This window comes from Streptomyces uncialis (genome assembly GCF_001905345.1).
Classification (GTDB): Bacteria; Actinomycetota; Actinomycetes; order Streptomycetales; family Streptomycetaceae; genus Streptomyces; species Streptomyces uncialis.
In genome coordinates, this window is the sequence record NZ_LFBV01000001.1 from 1,337,184 (window position 1) to 1,355,404 (window position 18,221).

Sequence of the window (18,221 nt, forward strand, 5' to 3'; positions counted from 1 at the left end):
CTGGCGGGGGCGGACGGTGGAATGATTGGGTAACGGTCGTTAACGAGGAGGCGGGTGTGGACGAACTCCGGTTCGGGGACTTCGTGGTCGTACGGCGGCACGGCAGCGTCACAGAGCTGGTGCTGGACCGCCCGAAAGCGATGAACGCCGTCTCGACGGACATGGCCCGCGCGCTGACAGCGGCCTGCGCCGACCTCACCGCGGACCCCGCGACCCGCGTGGTGGTCCTGACCTCCACCCACCCGAAAGCCTTCTGCGTGGGCGCGGACCTCAAGGAACGCAACAGCTTCACCGACCAGGACCTCCTGCGTCAGCGCCCCGTGACCCGCGCCGCGTACACCGCGGTGCTCGACCTGCCCGTCCCCACCCTCGCCGCGGTCCACGGCTTCGCCCTCGGCGGCGGCTTCGAGATCGCGCTCTCCTGCGACCTGATCGTCGCGGACCCCACCGCGGTGGTGGGGCTGCCCGAGGTCTCCGTCGGGGTGATCCCGGGCGGCGGCGGCACCCAGCTGCTGCCCCGCAGGATCGGCGCCGCCCGCGCGGCCGAGCTGATCTTCACCGCCCGCCGGGTCCCCGCCGTGGAGGCCCACGCGCTGGGCCTCGTGGACGTCCTGGCGGAGGAGGGCGAGGACCGCGAGCAGGCCCTGGCCCTCGCCGCCCGTATCGCCGCGAACTCCCCGGTCGGCCTGCGCGCCGCCAAGCGGGCGCTGCGGCTGGGCCACGGTCTCGACCTGCGCGCCGGCCTGGAGGTCGAGGACGCGGCATGGCGGTCGGTCGCCTTCTCCGGTGACCGCGCCGAGGGTGTGGCCGCGTTCAACGAGAAGCGGACGCCCGACTGGCCCGGGGAGTGACGAGCGGCGGTACGGGCGGGACCCGTCCGTACCGCCTGCCCCATCAATGCGCCAAAACCAGCCAAACATCCCTAACCTGTCATGATGGGTGACGATGTGCGGCTGCGGGGTGTCGTGGAACTGGCGCAGGGCATGGCGGCGGCCCGCACCCCCCGGGAGTCCTGGCGTGCCGCCGCGGAAGGCGCCTGCCGCGCCCTCGCGGGGGACTTCGCCGCGCTGTCGGTGTGGGAGCGGGAACTGGGCCTGCTGAGGGTCCTCGTCAACGCGGGTGAGCGGGTCGCGGGCGAGGAGGAGTTCCCGGAGCGCGAGGTTTACCCCGTGCACGAGTTCCCCGAGATCACCGAGTTCCTGCACGAGCGCTGGGTGGGCGGCGGCGAGCCCGACGCCTGGGTCGAGACCGCCGAGGGCCCCGCCGGGGGCACCCCCGGCTACTGCCATCAGCGGGTCGCCGCGCTGCGCCGCCGCGGCCGGGGCTGCTGTGTCGTCGCGCCGATCGTGCTGCACGGCCGGGCGTGGGGCGAGCTCTACGTGGCGCGCGCCGCGGGGGCCCGGGTCTTCGGCCAGGTGGACGCCGACTTCGCCACCGTGCTCGCGTCCGTCGTCGCCGCCGGGCTGGCGCAGACCGAGCGGCTTGAGGAGGCCCGCAGGCTCGCGTTCACCGATTCGCTCACCGGGCTCGCCAACCGCCGTGCGGTCGACGCGAACCTGGACGACGCGGTCGACCGGCACCGCTCCGAGGGAGTCGTCGTGAGTCTGGTGGTGTGCGACCTCAACGGGCTCAAGCGGGTCAACGACACCCAGGGGCACGCCGTCGGCGATCAACTGCTGGAACGGTTCGGCTCGGTGCTGTCGCTGTGCGGGGCCATGCTGCCGGGCACCCTCGCCGCGCGGCTCGGTGGTGACGAGTTCTGCCTGCTCGCGGTCGGTCCCCCGGCGGACGAGGTGGTGCGGGTCGCGGAGGAGCTGTGCCGCCGGGCCGCCGCGCTGGGGCTCGGGGACGGTGTCGCGTGCGGGGTCGCCTCCACGGGCGACCCGATCGGCGCGGTGCGGTCCGCCCGGCGGCTGTTCCGGCTCGCGGACGCCGCCCAGTACCGGGCCAAGGCCGCGCGGTCGCCGCTGCCGGTGGTCGCGGGCCGGTCCGGGCCCGACGACCCGGTCGTCCGGCTCGCGGACGCCACCGCCCCGCCCGCCGGCGAGCCCGCCCCGCCCGTCGGGGAACGCCGCCGCTTCCGCCGCTGGCGGGACCGTCAGGGGTAGCGGCGGCGGGGGTGTGTGAAGCGTGTCGGATGTGGCGTGGATCACTTGCCGTGGTGGATGAGAACGTCCGTGCTGTGCTGTCTTCCCTGTGAAGAGCCCGTCGGCAGTCGTCGGCGGGTGTGCAGCGAAGGGACGCCATTGCCATGACGGACGCCGTGAAGGGCCCCGCGAGTTACTTCCCCGCGATCGAGAAGAAGCACGGACGCCCGATCGCGGAGTGGCTGGAACTCATCCATGCCTCGCCGCTCACCAAGCACATGGAACTGGTCGCCTGGCTCAAGTCCGCGCACGGACTGGGTCACGGCCACGCCAACGCGCTGGTCGCCCACGTCCGCGCGGGCGGCAAGTGACCCGTGAGAGGCCCCGTACGGGGCCCCTCCGGGTGTGAGGAGTCCCGTCCCGCCGGCGTCGTGACAAGCCGGAATTCACTGCGTACGCTCCTGAATATGGATATGCACACTGTGGTGGTGGGGACCTCCGGGACCACCGCGGCCGATGTCATCGCCGTGGCCCGGGACAACGCGCGGGTCGAGCTGTCCGGGGAAGCGGAGACGGCGCTCGCCGCCGCCCGCGCGGTCGTGGACGACCTCGCGGCCAGACCCGAGCCGGTGTACGGCGTCTCCACCGGGTTCGGCGCCCTCGCCACCCGGCACATCGGTCCCGCCCTGCGCGCACAGTTGCAGCGCAACATCGTCCGCTCGCACGCCGCCGGGATCGGCCCCCGGGTCGAACGCGAGGTCGTGCGCGCGCTGATGTTCCTGCGGCTGAAGACCCTGTGCTCGGGCCGCACCGGCGTCCGTCCCGAGGTCGCCCGCACCATGGCCGATGTGCTCAACGCGGGCATCACGCCTGTCGTCCACGAACACGGTTCGCTCGGCTGTTCCGGCGATCTCGCGCCGCTCAGCCACTGCGCGCTGACCCTGATCGGCGAGGGTGACGCCGAAGGGCCCGACGGGGTGCTGAGGCCCGCCGCCGAACTGCTCGCCGCGCACGGCATCGAGCCCGTCGAACTCCGGGAGAAGGAAGGGCTCGCCCTTCTCAACGGCACCGACGGGATGCTCGGCATGCTCGTCATGGCCCTCGCCGACCTCGACCGGCTGTACACCTCGGCCGACATCACCGCCGCGCTCAGCCTGGAGGCCCTGCTCGGCACCGACAAGGTCCTCGCCCCCGAACTCCACGCCATCCGGCCGCATCCCGGGCAGGCCGCCTCCGCCGCCAACATGCTCGCCGTGCTCCAGGGCTCGGAGCTGACGGGGCACCACCAGGACGACGCGCCGCGCGTCCAGGACGCGTACTCCGTGCGGTGCGCCCCGCAGGTCGCGGGCGCGGGGCGGGACACCCTCGCGCACGCGCGGCTCGTCGCCGAGCGGGAACTCGCCGCCGCCGTGGACAACCCCGTCGTGCTGCCCGACGGACGGGTCGAGTCCAACGGCAACTTCCACGGTGCGCCGGTCGGTTACGTCCTCGACTTCCTCGCGATCGCCGTCGCCGACCTGGCGTCCATCGCGGAACGCCGTACCGACCGGCTCCTCGACAAGAACCGTTCGCACGGGCTGCCGCCGTTCCTCGCGGACGACGCCGGGGTGGACTCCGGGCTGATGATCGCCCAGTACACCCAGGCCGCGCTGGTCAGCGAGCTGAAGCGGCTCGCGGTGCCCGCGTCGGCCGACTCGATCCCGTCCTCCGCGATGCAGGAGGACCATGTGTCGATGGGGTGGTCGGCGGCGCGGAAGCTGAGGACTGCCGTCGGGCATCTGACGCAGGTGCTCGCCATCGAGCTGTACGCGGCGACGCGGGGCGTCGAGCTGCGGGACGGGCTGGTGCCGGCGGGGGCTTCCCGTGCGGTGATCTCGGCGGTGCGGGGGGCGGGGGTCGGGGGGCCCGGTCCTGACCGGTACCTCGCGCCCGACCTCGCGGCGGCGGAGTCCTTCGTCCGGGACGGCCGCCTGGTCGCGGCGGCGGAATCAGTCACGGGCCCCCTGTCCTGAGGCCCGGTCCGCCCTGCGGCCCCTGCGGTTGCTTGTGCTGGGCGTACTCCGTTCCCGTGCCGTCGTTCGGTGGTTTCGCGCAGTTCCCCGCGGGTCGCCTTCGCTTGCGCTTCCCAGGTCCGTCCGGCTGAGCGGACTCCGTCCCCGTGCCGTCGTTCGTGGGGTGCGCAGTTCCCCGCGCCCCTGGATGCTGCCCCTTCGGGTTTGTTCGTCGGGTGAGGGTCGGCCCTCGTTTTCGCGCAGTTCCCCGCGCCCCTATCGGGGCGCATCCGGCTTGTTCTTCGGGTCGGTGCCGGTCGGGATTCTCCGTCCTCGCTCCAACGCGCTCGGTCGGACGTCCCCCGTGTCCGACTGAAGAGCATCGGAGTCTGCGGGCAGAGATTCCCGCCCACCCCCTCCCGCAGCAGCGCGAGTCCGCGCGGAGGGGGGTTCCGCAAGCATAAGGACCCGCACCCGAGGGGCATCCCCAGGTAGGCGCCCCTTCAGGGGCGCGGGGAACTGCGCGAAAACGAGGACCGGCCCGCACCCGAAGAGCGACCGTAAGAGGGCAGCATCCAGGGGCGCGGGGAACTGCGCACCCACCGAGCGACCTGTGCGGGGACAAGTGCGTCCACTCGGACAGACCTGGGAAGCGCAAGCGAAGGCGACCCGCAGGGAACTGCGCACCCCCGGACGACCTGTGCCGGGACAAGTGCGCCCAGCACAGGAAACCCGGGGGCGTGAGCGAAGGCGACCCGCCGGTCAGGTGAGGGTGCGGGCTCGGTGGACCGAGAAGGCGACGAAGCCCGCGCCTACGCAGAGGAACACCGTGCCCCCGAACACATAGGGCCCCGTGTTGAAGCTCCCGGTGTCGGCGAGCCGGGCCGGCGTGCCCCCCTCGGCCCGAACCTCTCCGTAAGAGGCGGAAGCCACCCGGCTCCCGTCATCCGTGCGGAGCTCCGTGACGGCCGGCGGCCGCCGCTCCGCGCCGGGCGGCTCCACGCCCGTCGCATTGGCGGAAGGAACGAACCACAGCGCACCCAGCAGGGTCCCCGCGGCGGTGGCGGTCAACAACGAACGGCGTGCGGCGGACACGGAATATCGATCCCCTTGTGACGCTGACGAATTGGCCGTGTGCACCGATGCTAGTGAAAGCCGCGGGTCGCGGGAAAGTCGCGGTCCCCGGGACCCGTACGCTCCAGCCCATGACCAATCCAGAAACATCCCGCTATGTACGTCTCCGAGTGGATCTCGTACTGGAAGTCCGGGACAGCGGCGCGCTGACCGGCGGCGCTCTGCGTCAGATCGCCGAGGACGCCCGGATCTCCCCCGTCGAAGCGGCGCAAGCGGAAGAAGCTGTGAAACAGGACACAGCGGAGGCGCTCGCGTATCTCGTCGACCCGTTCGACCTGGTCAGGAAGGTTCCGGGGATCGACCTGACCCAGGCGTCCTGGAGCAGCGAGGAAGTCGCGTACGACCCCGATTCGTCGGATTGGGACGACGACGAGGATGATGTGCCCGAGGGCGTCGGCAGCGCTCTCCGGTAGCACCTCGCCGGTACCTGACATCCACGACCGGGCCTCACGGCCGACCGGTCGGCACACGGCGCACCGGGCCCCGGACGGCATCCGCCGCCGGGGCCCCACCGGCTCCGGGGGGAGTGGTCCCGTACCCGGGGGGCACCCGGGGAGGAGCGCACCGTACGGTTCGTACCAGTGGACGTGGTGTGTCCCACACAGGTTCGCGACATGGAACCGAACGGTGTGGTCAGCGCGTTGTAACGGCGGCAGGGCAGCCGTGTGTGCGGGGTATCGGTGCGAGGGAGAGGCGTGTGATGACGGACAGTGTGCGGCGCAGGGGACTCAGGGCCGCGTCCGTACTGCTCGGTGGGGTGCTGGTGCTCTCAGCGTGCAGCGACGGGGGCGGGGCGAAGTCCGACGGCGGTGGCGGGGGGCAGTCGAAGCAGCCGCAGGCCGAGGTCGACGAGGCCGCGGCCGAGAAGGCGTCCGAGGCGCGGATCAGCATCCTCCCCAAGGACGGCTCCGGCAACGCGAGCATCAACAACGCCGCGAAGGTCTCCGTGACCGACGGCACGCTGACCAAGGTCACCATGACGACCGGTGAGGGCACCGCGGTCAGCGGTGCGATATCGGCCGACAAGAAGAGCTGGAAGCCCGCCGCGCAGCTGGAGCGGGCCACCCTCTACAAGGTCGTCGCCGCCGCCACGGACAAGGACGGCCGCAAGGCCCACGAGAACGCCTCGTTCACCACGGTCTCGAAGTCCAACAGCTTCATCGGCAACTTCACCCCGGAGGACGGCTCGACGGTCGGCGTGGGGATGCCGGTCTCGCTGAACTTCGACAAGGACATCGTCAACAAGGCCGAGGTCCAGAAGGCCGTGACGGTGGATACGTCCAGCGGGCAGGAGGTCGTCGGCCACTGGTTCAGCCCGAAGCGCCTCGACTTCCGCCCCGAGCAGTACTGGGCGGAGAACTCGAAGGTCACGCTGAAGCTCGCGCTCGACGGTGTGGAGGGTTCCGAGGGCGTCTTCGGTGTCCAGCAGAAGACGGTCACCTTCACCGTCGGCCGCAACCAGGTCTCCGTCGTCGACGCCAAGACGAAGCAGATGAAGATCACCCGCAACGGCAAGGTCGTCAAGACCATCCCGATCTCGGCGGGGGCTCCCGAGACCAAGACGTACGAGGGCCAGATGGTGATCTCCGAGAAGTTCGAGGAGACCCGGATGAACGGCGCGACGGTCGGGTTCACCGACGACGACGGCAAGGGCGAGTACGACATCTCGGATGTCCCGCACGCCATGCGGCTGTCCACCTCGGGCACGTTCATCCACGGCAACTACTGGGGCGCGAAGTCCATCTTCGGCAGCGCCAACACGAGCCATGGCTGCATCGGGCTGCCCGACACCAAGGGCGCCGCCGACGACGGCACCCCGGGTTCCTGGTTCTTCACCAACTCGCTGATCGGTGACGTGGTCGTCGTCAAGAACACCGGCGACACCACCATCAAGCCGGACAACGGTCTCAACGGCTGGAACATGAACTGGGCCCAGTGGAAGGCCGGTTCGCAGGTCTGACCGGCCCCGGGCCCTCACCCGATCATCGGACGGCCGCCCTCCCCGCCATGGGGAGGGCGGCCGTCCGTCCGTGTGCCGTCCGCGCACAGGTGTTTCCCCGCCACTTTCCTCCCTCCTGTTTCTTCCGGACGGTTGAGCCGCTGACGGCCCCTCGGCATACTGCGTCGACCGGGGGGCACGTCCATGTGTGCGAGACCACCCCCGTCCGGATGAACCGACGTTCGTCCGCTGCTCTTCATCTCCAGGGGGAGACTTGCGCAGAAAATGGAACAGAGCGCGCGTGACCACGCTCGCCACCGCGGTGGCGGTGGTTCTGACGGCGGGGCTGACCACCCCGGCGTCGGCGGGTCCGGGCGACACCGACCGGTCCGCGTCCCCGCGGCCCGCCCCGGACCCGGCCCACTCGCGGGCCGCCGGGTCCGCGCCTGACCAGCGCGTCACCCTCATCACCGGTGACCGGGTGTTCGTCGACGGCGAGGGCCGGGTCGTCCGGTTCGAGGCGGCCGAGGGGCGCGAGGGGATACCCGTGCGGCGCCGGACCATGGCGGGCCGGACCCATGTCATACCGCTCGACGCGGTCCGGCTGGTCGAATCGGGCCGTCTGGACCGCCGGTTGTTCGACATCACCGAACTCACCCGGGTCGCCACCCGCCGGGCCCAAGGACAGGGTCTCAAGGTGATCGTCGGCTACCGGGGCGCCGCCGCGCAGGCCCGCGCCGAGGTCCGTTCGGCCGGTGACACCCGGCTGCGGCGTTCGCTGAAGACGCTGAACGCCGAGGCGCTGACCACGCCGGAGCAGGACACCGCGCGGTTGTGGGAGGCCGTCACCAGCGGCCGGGACGGCAGCCGGGACACGGCCTCCGGGGTGAGCCGGATCTGGCTCGACGGGGTCCGTGAGGCCGTCCTCGACAAGAGCGTGCCGCAGATCGGCGCACCGAAGGCCTGGACCGCGGGCTGGACCGGCAAGGGCGTGCGGATCGCGGTGCTGGACACCGGCGTCGACACCACCCACGACGATCTGCGCACCCAGGTCGTCGCCGAGAAGAACTTCACCCCGTCCCCCGACACCAAGGACCGCTACGGCCACGGCACCCATGTCGCGTCCATCGCGGCCGGTACGGGTGCCAAGTCGGGCGGCAAGCACAAGGGGGTCGCCCCCGACGCGAAGCTGCTGAACGGCAAGGTCCTCGGCGACAACGGATTCGGTGACGACTCGGGGGTCGTCGCCGGTATGGAGTGGGCGGCCGAGCAGGGCGCCGACATCGTCAATCTCAGCCTCGGCGGCCCCGACAGCCCGGGTGTCGACCCGATGGAGGCGCAGATCAACAAGCTGTCGGCGGAGAAGGGCATCCTCTTCGCCGTCGCCGCGGGCAACGCGGGCCCGCGCAACATCGATTCACCGGGCAGCGCCGACCACGCACTCACCGTCGGCGCGGTCGACGGCGGCGACGCGCTCGCCGACTTCTCCGGCACCGGCCCGAGGACCGGCGACGGCGCCGTCAAGCCGGATCTGACCGCCCCGGGCGTGGGCATCACGGCCGCCGCGGCGGACGACAGCCTCCTCGACGGGAGCGTCGGGCAGGACCCGGCGGGCTATCTGACGATCGACGGCACCTCGATGGCCACCCCGCATGTGGCGGGCGCCGCCGCGCTGCTGAAGCAGAAGCACCCGGGCTGGTCGTACGCGGAGCTGAAGGCCGCGCTCACCTCGTCCGCGAAGGGCGGCGCGTACTCGCCGTTCGAGCAGGGCAGCGGGCGGGTGCGGGCCGACAAGGCGCTCGACCAGACGGTGGTCGCGGACCCGGTGTCCCTCGGCTTCGGGACGGCCCGCTGGCCGCACACCGACGACACCCCGCTCACCCGGCAGCTGACGTACCGCAACCTCGGCGGGCAGGACGTCACCCTCGATCTGGCGCTCACCGCCCGCGACCCCGCGGGGCGCCCGGCGCCCGCCGGGTTCTTCACCCTCGCCCAGCCCCAGGTCACCGTCCCGGCGGGCGGTACGGCGTCCGTCGCGCTGACCGCCGACACCCGGCTCGGCGGCACCGCCGACGGTATGTACAGCGCGTACGTGGTCGCCACGGGCGGCGGGCAGAGCGTCCGTACCGGCGCGGCGGTGGAGCGCGAGGTCGAGTCGTACGACCTGACGGTGCGGACCATCGGCCGGGACGGCAGGCCCGCGAAGACCTACGAGAGCGATCTCACGGGGATCTCCGGAGCGGCGAACGGGCTGTCCTACGACGTGTCCGATCCGTCCGGCACCGCGACGGTACGGGTGCCCAAGTCGGGGTACGTGCTCGACAGCACGGTGTCCGCCGACCCGGTCGACCACTCCAAGGGCACCGACTGGATCGTCCAGCCGAAGCTGCGGGTGGACAGGGACACCACGGTCACCGTCGACGCCCGCAAGGCGAAGCCGGTGACCCTCACGGTGCCGGACCGGGCCGCACGGGCCGAACTCTTCCTCGGCAGCTTCACCGTGGCGAACGCGGAGATGGACCTGACGATCGGCACGGGCTTCAGGAGTCTGCGCAACGTCCGCACCGCGCACCTCGGGCCGAAGGTCACCGACGGCTCGCTCAGCCAGCAGTGGGACGGTCACTGGAGCAAGGGCAACAGCCAGTACAGCACCCTCCTGCTCGGGTCGCCGCAGCAGTTCTCGACCGGGCTCACCAAGCACTACAAGGCCGGTGAGCTGTCCACGGTGAAGGTCGCCGTCGGCGCGTCCGCCCGCGGCGTGACCGCGGGACCGGTCGTGCGGGGTTTCGCGGCCGGCACGCAGTGGAGTATGTCGGAGGTCGTCATACCGAAGCCGGTGCCCGGCACCCGGACGCTGCATCTGTCGACCTCCAACCAGGTCCGCTGGACCGTCGACGTCCAGCAGTTCGGGGGGGCCGGCCCGGGCGGCATACCCGTCCTCGACACCGTGACGCTGCTCGGCGAGCCGCAGCTGTTCAAGGCGGGCCGTACGTACACCAAGACGTTCAACGTCGGTGTCTTCGGACCCCGTGTCGGCGGCGAGTACGGGGTCGGCCGGGACGGTGACACCCTGTTCGGCTACATACCGCTGTTCACCGACGGGCAGGGTCACGCGGGCTTCCCGGCCTCCGACCGCACGTCCGCCCGGACGACGCTGTACCGCGAGGGCAGGAAGCTCGCCGGGAACCGTGATCCGCTGACCGGCGAGGAGTTCACGCTTCCGGCGGGGGACGCGGCGTACCGGCTGACGTCGTCCGTCACCCGTGAGGCGGGGGTCGCGAGGATCTCCAGCCGGATCGACACCAGCTTCACGTTCCGGTCCAGGCGGACGGCGCGGCTCACCCACCTTCCCGTGTCCACGGCACGGTTCGGGGCGGTCGTACGGCCCGACGGTACGGTGCCCGCCGGGCGTACGCAGGTGGTGCCCGTGAAGGTGCAGGGTGCCGCGGCGGGCCGGGAGCTCAAGTCGCTGCTGGTGTATGTGTCGTACGACCAGGGACGCGTCTGGAAGAAGCTGACGGTCTCCGGCGGCAAGGTGTCCGTGAAGAACCCGGCGGCGGGGAAGGGGATCTCGCTCCGCGCGAAGATCACCGACCGGGCGGGGAACGGGTCGACGGTGTCGATCCACAACGCGTACTACGGGAAGTAGTTCCGTGAAGTGACCCGGGGTCCGCCGTGCACACCGTACGGCGGGCCCTTCCGCGTGCTCCGGCGCGGGTGCGGGGGCGCTCAGGTGCCGCCCCGGGACCGCGGCGGCGTCATATGCCCGCCAGCACCCGCAGGGCCTCCTCCGACGGGGAGCCCGGCTCCGGGTGGTACGTGATCAGCAGCAGCTGCGGATCGTCCACCGGGCGGAACACCTCGTACGCCAGCGACAGTTCGCCCACCCGCGGATGCCGGAACCTCTTCACCCCGTGCCCCTTCTCCTTCACGTCGTGGGCCGCCCACAGCCGCCGGAAGTCCGCGCTCTTCAGCGCCAGCTCACCCACCAGCGCCGCCATCAGCGGATCGTCCGGATAGCACCCCGAGTCCATCCGCAGCGAGCTCACCACGTCGGTCGCCTTGCCCTCCCACTCCACGAACACCTCGCGCGAACGCGGCTCCAGGAACACCCACCGCGCCCAGTTCCGCTCCCGCGGAGCCAGCGCGCCCCAGTCCGTGAACAGCGCCGCCGCCAGCGCGTTCCAGCCGAGCACATCGGAACGCCGCCCGGCGACATACGCGGGCACACCCTCCATCGAGTCGAGGAACCGTTGCAGCGCGGGCCGCATCTGCGGGTCGGGGCACGTACCACCACGCCGCTTCTTGTGGCTCCTCGGCTTCGCGAGACGCGTCAGATGCGAGTACTCCGCGTCGCTCAGCCGCAGCGCACGCGCGATCGAGTCCAGCACCTCCACCGACACATTGCGCCCGTTGCCCTGTTCGAGGCGGGTGTAGTACGCCACCGACACCCCCGCGAGCTGCGCCAGCTCCTCCCGCCGTAGCCCCGGCACCCGGCGGTGCCGCCCGAAATCCGGCAGCCCCACGTCGTCCGGCTTCAGCCGGGCGCGACGGTTGCGCAGGAACTCGCTCAGCTCGGCCCGCCGGTCCAGCGCGGGCTCGGCGGTGGCGTACGCGGGCGCGCGTTCGGGCAGGTGTTCCATGCTCCCAGTATCACGGACCTGCCGGGCCGGCCGGCCGCTGCCTGTCCCCGCCGGTGGTAGGACCACGGGACGTAGGTACAGCGGTGGTCTGGGTGCGCGGCCGAACACGGGGCAGGCTTGGCCATGACGTCACACACAGCAAGCACCGGAGTGCGCCGCCGACCGGCACCGCGTACCCCCACCACAGCAGGACCGGTGCACCCGAACCACCGAGGAGACCCCCGGCATGCCCACCATCCCCGTCTACGCCGCACCCTCCGCGAAGGCCCCGCTGGAGCGCACCACCGTCGAGCGCCGCGCGATCGGCGAGTCCGACGTCCTGATCGACATCCACTTCGCCGGAATCTGCCACTCCGACATCCATCAGGCCCGTGACGGCTGGGGCGAGGGCATCTACCCGATGGTGCCCGGCCACGAGATAGCCGGGACGGTCGCCGCGACCGGACCGGGCGTCACCCGCTTCGCCGTCGGGGACCGGGTCGGCGTCGGCTGCCTCGTCGACTCCTGCCGTGAGTGCGACAACTGCCGCGCCGGACTGGAGCAGCACTGCTCCGGCGGCGCGGTCCCCACGTACAACGGCCGCCACAAGGACGGCGAGCCCACCTACGGCGGCTACGCCAAGCAGATCGTCGTGGACGAGAACTACACCCTCCGTATCCCCGACGCCCTTCCGCTCGACGTGGCCGCGCCGCTGCTGTGCGCGGGCATCACCACCTACTCCCCGCTGCGCCACTGGAACGCCGGGCCCGGCAAGAAGGTCGCCGTCGTCGGTATGGGCGGTCTCGGGCACATGGCCGTGCGGATCGCGCACGCCCTGGGCGCCGAGGTCACCGTCCTCAGCCAGACCCTCGGCAAGCGCGAGGACGGGCTGCGGCTCGGTGCCACCCACTACCACGCCACCAGCGACCCGGCGACGTTCGAGGAACTGCGCGACCGCTTCGACCTGATCGTCTCCACGGTCTCCGCGCCGCTGGACTTCGACCGGTACCTGTCGCTGCTGCGCACCGACGGCGCGCTGGTGAACGTGGGCGCCCCCGAGGAGCCGGTCAGCCTCAACCTGTTCTCCCTGCTGATGGGCCGCAAGACCCTCGCCGGTTCCAACATCGGCGGTATCCGGGAGACCCAGGAGATGCTGGACTTCTGCGCGGAGCACGGCATCGGCTCGGAGATCGAACTGATCGAGGCGCACCAGATCAACGACGCGTACGAGCGGGTGCTCCGCTCGGACGTCCGCTACCGCTTCGTGATCGACACGGCCACCCTCTGACGGTGTCCGGACGGGCGGCGGCGGTGCATCCCCCGCCGCCCGTCCGTGCGGTGGGTGTTCTGCTGTTGCGCTCAGCGTTCCACCGGTGTCTGGACAAGGACGCTGTGTGTTCCGCCTGCCACCCCGGGCGCCAGCAGGGTGAGTTCGTACGACGCCGGTGGCGCCCCGGCCTCCGGCGCGGTGAGCCGTACGGTGCGGGGCGCGAAGCTGCCCATGGTCCGGCATCCCCACCAGTGCGCCAGATCGGGCCGGACGGTCCGCAGGCGTTCCCCCAGCTCCCGCACCCCGCGTCCGGCGGGTCCCGTGTCGGCGGTGCCCCGGAAGTGCCGGTGCAGATCGATCACCACGGGCTCCCAGTCGGGCAGCACGCGTTGATGCGCCGGGTCCCCGATCAGCAGGAGCAGCAGATTCCGGTCCGCCGCGGGGACCGCCCCCGGATCGGGCCAGACCTCCGTCCACGCGGTGTTCCACGCGGCGATCCCGAGGACGGTGTCCAGCACCAGCGCGGGTGAACGGGGCCAGGCGCCGATCATGCGGCGCAGTGCGCCGGGCACCTGGTCCGGGGCGTCCTCGCCGTCCGGCGGCGGTGCGGTGTATCCGGCGAGCCGCAGGACGTGCCCGCGTTCCTCGGTGCCGAGCCGCAACGTCCGGCTCACCGCCTCCAGTACGGCACGGGACGTCTCCACCCGCCCCTGTTCCAGCCAGGTGTACCAGGCGACCCCGACCCCCGAGAGCGCGGCGACCTCCTCGCGGCGCAGTCCCGGGGTGCGGCGCCGGGGCCCGCTGGGCAGTCCGACCTCTTGGGGTGCGAGCTGTTCGCGGTGGGCCCGCAGGAAGCCGCCCAGTTCGCGGCGGCGCAGGGCGGGGGTGCCGGCGGGACCCCGGTCCGGGGTCGGTGCGGTATCCCGGTCCGGGGTCGGCGCGGGGACTGGCGCGGGGGACGTCATACGCCGAGGGTAGGCCGCGCGGCGCCGTTGCCTATGACCTGTGGTCACCGTACGAGCGGACGACTGGTCGTCCGGCGCGGTGGCCGGGAACCTGGGGTCCATGACACAGCATCCCTCCGCCGGCGGCGTCATGCGGCGCCGCTCGAACGACTCCTCCGGCCTTGTCGAACCCCGGGTGTTCCTGCGGGTGTTCACCCCGCCGGGCACGCTGGAGCAGGTCACCGCGTCCTACGAACGGCTGCTCGGCGTCGCCCGCGACATGTGGTTCACCTACCCGGAGAAGGGGCTCGCGCTTGCGGCCGTCGGCGGCTTCCTGCTCATCGAGGGCGCGGACGATTTGGTGGCGCCGTTCCGGTCCACCTCGGGAACCCTCCTGGTCGATTCGGCGCGGGCGTTTCTGGAGCGGCTCGAAGCGGAGGGGGCGGAGATCGTCAGCCCGTTGCAGTCGGTCCCTACGGGGTCGGGGTTCACCGCGCGCCACCGGGACGGCCTGATAGTGGAGTACGTGGAGCACCGGCCTACGCCGGACGGCCGTTGACCGCGTTCGGCTTGCGCTTTTGAGGTCTGTCCGGCGGAACGCACTTGTCCGGTACGGGTCGCTCGGTGGGTGCGCAGTTCCCCGCGCCCCTGGGTGCTGCCCCTGTCCGTCGTTCTTCGGGTGCGGCCCGGTCCTCGTCCTGCGCAGTTCCCCGCGCCCCTGTGGGGGCGCTGCCTGTCTGGTGTTGTTCTTCGGGTGCGGCTCCGCCCTCGTCTTTTGCGCAGTTCCCCGCGCCCCTTTGGGGCGCGTTCTGTTTGTTCTTCGGGTCGGGGCCGGTCGGGATTCTCCGTCCTCGCTCCAACGCGCTCGGTCGGACGTGAAGTGGCTCTGCTGAAGAGCATCGGAGTCTGCGGGCAGAGATTCCCGCCCACCCCCTTGCGTGAGTCCGGCGACTGCGCGAGGAGAGGGGTTTGAACCCCGGCCCCGGTCGCTGACAGCCCGCAGAGGGAGGACAGCCCCAGTTGGGCGCCCCTTCAGGGGCGCGGGGAACTGCGCGAAAACGAGGGCAGGCCCGCACCCGAAGTACGACCGCAATGGGGCAGCACCTCAGGGGCGCGGGGAACTGCGCGAAAACGAGGGCAGGCCCGCACCTGAAGTACGACCGCAATGGGGCAGCATCCAGGGGCGCGGGGAACTGCGCACCCGACGAGCGACCTGTGCGGGGACAAGTACGCCCAGCCGGACAGACCTCAAAAGCGCAAGCGAAGGCGACCCGCTACTCCGCGGAGGCCACGCCGATCGGGCAGGAGACGCCGGTGCCGCCGATACCGCAGTAGCCGTTCGGGTTCTTCGCGAGGTACTGCTGGTGGGGTGCCTCGGCCGGATAGAAGACCCGGCCCTCCGCGGGCAGGATCTCCGTGGTGATGCCGCCGAGCCCCGAGGCCGTGAGGACCTCCTGGTAGCGGTCGCGGGAGCGGTCGGCCGCGGCGGCCTGCTCGGGCGTGTGGGGGTAGATCGCGGAGCGGTACTGGGTGCCCACGTCATTGCCCTGGCGGAAGCCCTGGGTGGGGTCGTGGGACTCCCAGAAGAGCTTGAGCAGGGACTCGTACGACACCACGGAGGGGTCGTACACCACGCGGACGGCCTCGGTGTGGCCGGTCATGCCCGAGCACACCTCGTCGTACGTCGGGTGCTCGGTGTAGCCGCCCTGGTAGCCGACGAGGGTCGTCCAGACACCCTCCGTCTGCCAGAACTTGCGCTCCGCGCCCCAGAAACAGCCCAGCCCGAAATCGGCGGTCGCCAGGCCGTCGGGGTAGGGGCCGAGCAGCGGGTTGCCGAGGACCGTGTGGCGCGCGGGCACCTGGAACACCGGCTCCGGGCGGCCGTTCAGGGCCTGCTCCGGGGTCGGCAGCTTCGGGTTACGGCTGTGCAGGAACATGGTTCTCCTCCGGAGGGCCACCTGATCTACCCGTCTCAACGTGCGGGCGCGGCGCGTGATTCCCCGGGCGCGGGTCCGGCGGTGCCGGGCCGCCCGGTCACGGCCCGGTGACGACCAGGGGGGTGCCCTTCCCCGGGCCTTGCCCGACCAGGTATCTTGCATCGCATGGAACCAGGTGATCCGACCATGCAGGCCCGTGCGGCCACCCAGCTGCGCAAGGGGGTCCTGGAGTACTGCGTGCTCGCCCTGATGCGGGAACGTCCGCGCTACGGCGTGGAACTCCTCCACGCGCTGGAGGACTCCGGCGCGCTGGCCACCAGCCAGGGCACGGTCTACCCCCTGCTCTCCCGGCTCCGCCGGGACGACCTGGTCACCACCACCTGGCAGGAGTCCGCCTCCGGACCGCCCCGCCGCTACTACGCGCTCACCGACAGCGGCCGGGCCGCGCTCGATGAGTTCACCCGTGTCTGGCCCGGCTTCCGCGACGCCGTCGACACCTTCCTGACCACCCCGCACCCCCCCACCGGAGACCCCGCATGAAGACTTCCGCCGACCCCGTACGCGACTACCTCTCCGCCGTCGGGCGCGAGGCCGGCGCGCTTCCCGCCGACCGCCGCCAGGAGCTCCTCGCCGACCTCGCCGAGCACATCGAGGTGACACGTGCCGAGCGTCCCGACGCCGTGATCGGCCAGATCCTCGCGGAGCTGGGGGACCCCCGTACGATCGCGGCGACGGCGCTGGCCGAGGCGGGGAACGGGGCGCCGGGCCGGGGCGGTGCCGAGCCCGGCGCGCCCGTCCGGCGCGGCAAGGTGCATCCTCTGGTCCCGCTGCTGATGCTCGCCCTCGCGCCGCCCCTCGCCATGCTCCTGTCCGGCACCCCCGGCGTGGTCCCCGTCTTCGCGTTCCGCCTCACCGGCGCGGTGCTGCTCTGCACCTCGGTGCACTGGACCGCCGTCCAGAAGACCACCGGCATACTGCTCACCCTTGTGGTGCCGATCGCCCTCGCCACGACCTGGAACCTGGTCTCGGGCCACGCGGTGGCGGAGATCCCGGCCCTCCTGGCCAACCTGGGCTCGCTCGCCCTGATAGCGGGCACGGCCGTATGGCTCTGGAAGGTCCGCCGCGCCTGAGACAACGCTCAGTGGGAGAGCGTCGCCGGGGTGCCTCCGTTGGCCTCGTAGCCCGCGACGGCCAGCGCGCGGTACACCGCGTACTCCGCCGCCGGTTCCCGGGACAGCGTCCACGGCAGGGCGCCCACATGGCCGTCCACCCGGACGAGCTGGTTCATGGCCTCGCCCCAGCGCTCGGAGCGGACCAGGAAGAACACCAGCAGATGCCGGACGTGCGCCAGCATCGGGTCACCGGGGCGGGCGGAGTGGGCCGCGAACAGGGCGCCCTCGATCGCCTTGCGGACGACCTCGGTGCCGTAGAAGTCGTTGACCAGGGCGATCTCCGGCAGATGCTCGTACACCGCGAAGAGCGGCAGCGACGACAGCAGGGAGCCCTGCGGGGCACGGGCGGCGGCGGCCTCCGCGAAGGAGTACGCCTGCGCGCGTGAACCGTGCCACTTCTCGCACCAGTAGTGCAGCGCGGACAGATGCGCCCCCATGTGCGCGGGCGCGCGGTCGAGGATCTTCAGCCAGACCTGCTCGAAGTCCGCCTGCGGGTAGCCGAGGCCCCGCGCGATGGACAGCTCGATGATGTACGGGACCGGGTCCCCCGGGGCCAGCAGCGCGGCCTGGCCGCACGCCTCGCGGGCCTCCTCCAGGATGATCCGGAACTCGTCCGTCCCGGCCGTCGCGGTGCGGAACGCCTGCTGCACCAGGAACTCGGCCTGCACGGCCGCGCCGCCCGCGTCCTTCGGCGCCTCCGCCCGCCAGGAGCGCAGCCACTGGCCGCCCGCCCCGGCCCCGGCCGTCCCGCCGGGACGCCGGCTCAGCTCCAGCGACGCGGCGCCCGCGAACGCCTGCACACGCTGCCACCGCCGCTCACCCCCGGCCTCCGTACCCGCGAGGAGCTGGGACGCGGCCCGCCACTCCTGGGTGCCCTGCACGACGTCCAGCACATCGATCAGGTCCTCGTCGGGGCCGGGCATCCGGATGTCCAGCAGCTCCTCGCGCATGAATCCGTAGTCCGCCGGGTCCGCGGCGTCGGGCGCGTCCGGGCTCACCAGTTGTATTCCCGAGCGTCGGCGCCGCAGGAACGGGGTGAGCACCGCCGCGAGCATGAGCGACGCCATCAGGAACCAGAGAATCTCCATGAGTACAAGCGAACCAGACGGGTCCGACAATTGGCGA

The 18,221-nt window shown here is 71.9% G+C and carries 16 protein-coding genes; 11 read left to right on the forward strand and 5 right to left on the reverse strand.

The genetic code is table 11. From position 1 onward, the window contains the following. Window positions 1–56: 56 nt before the first annotated feature. The 4 genes from AB852_RS05755 to hutH all read left to right on the forward strand — a co-directional run bounded on the left by AB852_RS05755 (window position 57) and on the right by hutH (window position 4,099). Complete coding sequence (locus AB852_RS05755) at window positions 57–851, forward strand: enoyl-CoA hydratase/isomerase family protein (protein WP_073784191.1); 795 nt, start codon at window positions 57–59, stop codon at window positions 849–851. An 84-nt stretch (window positions 852–935) separates the two neighbouring features. Next, a complete protein-coding gene (locus AB852_RS05760; RefSeq protein ID WP_073785496.1) occupies window positions 936–2,108 on the forward strand; it encodes a GGDEF domain-containing protein in 1,173 nt (390 codons plus the stop codon). Window positions 2,109–2,251: 143 nt separating this feature from the next. Further along, window positions 2,252–2,458 carry a DUF4287 domain-containing protein gene (locus AB852_RS05765; protein WP_073784193.1) on the forward strand — a complete coding sequence of 69 codons (207 nt, stop codon included), beginning with the start codon at window positions 2,252–2,254 and terminating at the stop codon, window positions 2,456–2,458. Between the two features lie 102 nt (window positions 2,459–2,560). After that, window positions 2,561–4,099, forward strand: a complete 1,539-nt coding sequence (hutH, locus tag AB852_RS05770) for a histidine ammonia-lyase (protein ID WP_073784195.1) — start codon at window positions 2,561–2,563, stop codon at window positions 4,097–4,099. Window positions 4,100–4,840: 741 nt separating this feature from the next. Here the strand turns inward: hutH and AB852_RS05775 are convergent. After that, window positions 4,841–5,173, reverse strand: coding sequence for a hypothetical protein (locus tag AB852_RS05775; RefSeq protein WP_073784197.1), 333 nt, complete (start codon window positions 5,171–5,173; stop codon window positions 4,841–4,843). Between the two features lie 110 nt (window positions 5,174–5,283). Between AB852_RS05775 and AB852_RS05780 the strand changes: the two genes are divergently transcribed. The 3 genes from AB852_RS05780 to AB852_RS05790 all read left to right on the forward strand — a co-directional run bounded on the left by AB852_RS05780 (window position 5,284) and on the right by AB852_RS05790 (window position 10,800). Beyond that, window positions 5,284–5,625 (forward strand): hypothetical protein, encoded by a 342-nt coding sequence (locus tag AB852_RS05780; protein WP_073784199.1) that lies wholly within the window; start codon window positions 5,284–5,286, stop codon window positions 5,623–5,625. 287 nt (window positions 5,626–5,912) lie between these two features. Then, window positions 5,913–7,172 (forward strand): L,D-transpeptidase, encoded by a 1,260-nt coding sequence (locus tag AB852_RS05785; protein ID WP_073784201.1) that lies wholly within the window; start codon window positions 5,913–5,915, stop codon window positions 7,170–7,172. Window positions 7,173–7,452: 280 nt separating this feature from the next. Then, a complete protein-coding gene (locus AB852_RS05790; RefSeq protein WP_245876615.1) occupies window positions 7,453–10,800 on the forward strand; it encodes a S8 family peptidase in 3,348 nt (1,115 codons plus the stop codon). Window positions 10,801–10,909: 109 nt separating this feature from the next. On the opposite strand, the gene AB852_RS05795 is transcribed toward AB852_RS05790, so the two are convergent. Continuing rightward, window positions 10,910–11,794: a helix-turn-helix domain-containing protein gene (locus AB852_RS05795; protein ID WP_073784205.1), complete on the reverse strand. Its 885-nt coding sequence runs from the start codon at window positions 11,792–11,794 to the stop codon at window positions 10,910–10,912. A gap of 226 nt (window positions 11,795–12,020) precedes the next feature. Here AB852_RS05795 and AB852_RS05800 point away from each other — a divergent pair, with 226 nt between their 5' ends. Further along, window positions 12,021–13,061, forward strand: a complete 1,041-nt coding sequence (locus AB852_RS05800; protein WP_073784207.1) for an NAD(P)-dependent alcohol dehydrogenase — start codon at window positions 12,021–12,023, stop codon at window positions 13,059–13,061. Window positions 13,062–13,132: 71 nt separating this feature from the next. Here AB852_RS05800 and AB852_RS05805 read toward each other — a convergent pair whose 3' ends face one another. After that, the gene (locus tag AB852_RS05805) at window positions 13,133–14,008 is read right to left on the reverse strand and encodes a helix-turn-helix transcriptional regulator (RefSeq protein ID WP_079184317.1); all 876 of its coding nucleotides are present in this window, start codon (window positions 14,006–14,008) and stop codon (window positions 13,133–13,135) included. Window positions 14,009–14,108: 100 nt separating this feature from the next. Between AB852_RS05805 and AB852_RS05810 the strand changes: the two genes are divergently transcribed. After that, complete coding sequence (locus tag AB852_RS05810; RefSeq protein WP_073785499.1) at window positions 14,109–14,546, forward strand: hypothetical protein; 438 nt, start codon at window positions 14,109–14,111, stop codon at window positions 14,544–14,546. Window positions 14,547–15,261: 715 nt separating this feature from the next. Here the strand turns inward: AB852_RS05810 and msrA are convergent. Next, entirely contained in the window at window positions 15,262–15,924 is a 663-nt protein-coding gene (gene msrA, locus AB852_RS05815) for a peptide-methionine (S)-S-oxide reductase MsrA (protein WP_073784209.1), read from the reverse strand. A 165-nt stretch (window positions 15,925–16,089) separates the two neighbouring features. On the opposite strand from msrA, the gene AB852_RS05820 reads away from it, so the two are divergent. Then, entirely contained in the window at window positions 16,090–16,464 is a 375-nt protein-coding gene (locus tag AB852_RS05820) for a PadR family transcriptional regulator (protein ID WP_073784211.1), read from the forward strand. After that, complete coding sequence (locus AB852_RS05825) at window positions 16,461–17,054, forward strand: HAAS signaling domain-containing protein (RefSeq protein WP_073784214.1); 594 nt, start codon at window positions 16,461–16,463, stop codon at window positions 17,052–17,054. Before AB852_RS05820 ends, AB852_RS05825 begins: the two co-directional genes overlap by 4 nt. A gap of 8 nt (window positions 17,055–17,062) precedes the next feature. Here the strand turns inward: AB852_RS05825 and AB852_RS05830 are convergent, their stop codons facing one another. Further along, window positions 17,063–18,184 (reverse strand): hypothetical protein, encoded by a 1,122-nt coding sequence (locus AB852_RS05830; protein ID WP_073784216.1) that lies wholly within the window; start codon window positions 18,182–18,184, stop codon window positions 17,063–17,065. Between the last annotated feature and the right edge of the window lie 37 nt (window positions 18,185–18,221).

What these genes read in the sequence shown, in the direction of transcription:
- AB852_RS05760 (WP_073785496.1), top strand. Translation starts at nt 936, where the DNA reads ATGGGTGACGATGTGCGGCTGCGGGGTGTCGTGGAACTGGCGCAGGGC.
- AB852_RS05765 (WP_073784193.1), top strand. Translation starts at nt 2,252, where the DNA reads ATGACGGACGCCGTGAAGGGCCCCGCGAGTTACTTCCCCGCGATCGAG.
- hutH (WP_073784195.1), top strand. Translation starts at nt 2,561, where the DNA reads ATGCACACTGTGGTGGTGGGGACCTCCGGGACCACCGCGGCCGATGTC.
- AB852_RS05780 (WP_073784199.1), top strand. Translation starts at nt 5,284, where the DNA reads ATGACCAATCCAGAAACATCCCGCTATGTACGTCTCCGAGTGGATCTC.
- AB852_RS05785 (WP_073784201.1), top strand. Translation starts at nt 5,913, where the DNA reads ATGACGGACAGTGTGCGGCGCAGGGGACTCAGGGCCGCGTCCGTACTG.
- AB852_RS05795 (WP_073784205.1), bottom strand. Translation starts at nt 11,794, where the DNA reads ATGGAACACCTGCCCGAACGCGCGCCCGCGTACGCCACCGCCGAGCCC.
- AB852_RS05800 (WP_073784207.1), top strand. Translation starts at nt 12,021, where the DNA reads ATGCCCACCATCCCCGTCTACGCCGCACCCTCCGCGAAGGCCCCGCTG.
- AB852_RS05805 (WP_079184317.1), bottom strand. Translation starts at nt 14,008, where the DNA reads ATGACGTCCCCCGCGCCAGTCCCCGCGCCGACCCCGGACCGGGATACC.
- AB852_RS05810 (WP_073785499.1), top strand. Translation starts at nt 14,109, where the DNA reads ATGACACAGCATCCCTCCGCCGGCGGCGTCATGCGGCGCCGCTCGAAC.
- msrA (WP_073784209.1), bottom strand. Translation starts at nt 15,924, where the DNA reads ATGTTCCTGCACAGCCGTAACCCGAAGCTGCCGACCCCGGAGCAGGCC.
- AB852_RS05820 (WP_073784211.1), top strand. Translation starts at nt 16,090, where the DNA reads ATGGAACCAGGTGATCCGACCATGCAGGCCCGTGCGGCCACCCAGCTG.
- AB852_RS05825 (WP_073784214.1), top strand. Translation starts at nt 16,461, where the DNA reads ATGAAGACTTCCGCCGACCCCGTACGCGACTACCTCTCCGCCGTCGGG.
- AB852_RS05830 (WP_073784216.1), bottom strand. Translation starts at nt 18,184, where the DNA reads ATGGAGATTCTCTGGTTCCTGATGGCGTCGCTCATGCTCGCGGCGGTG.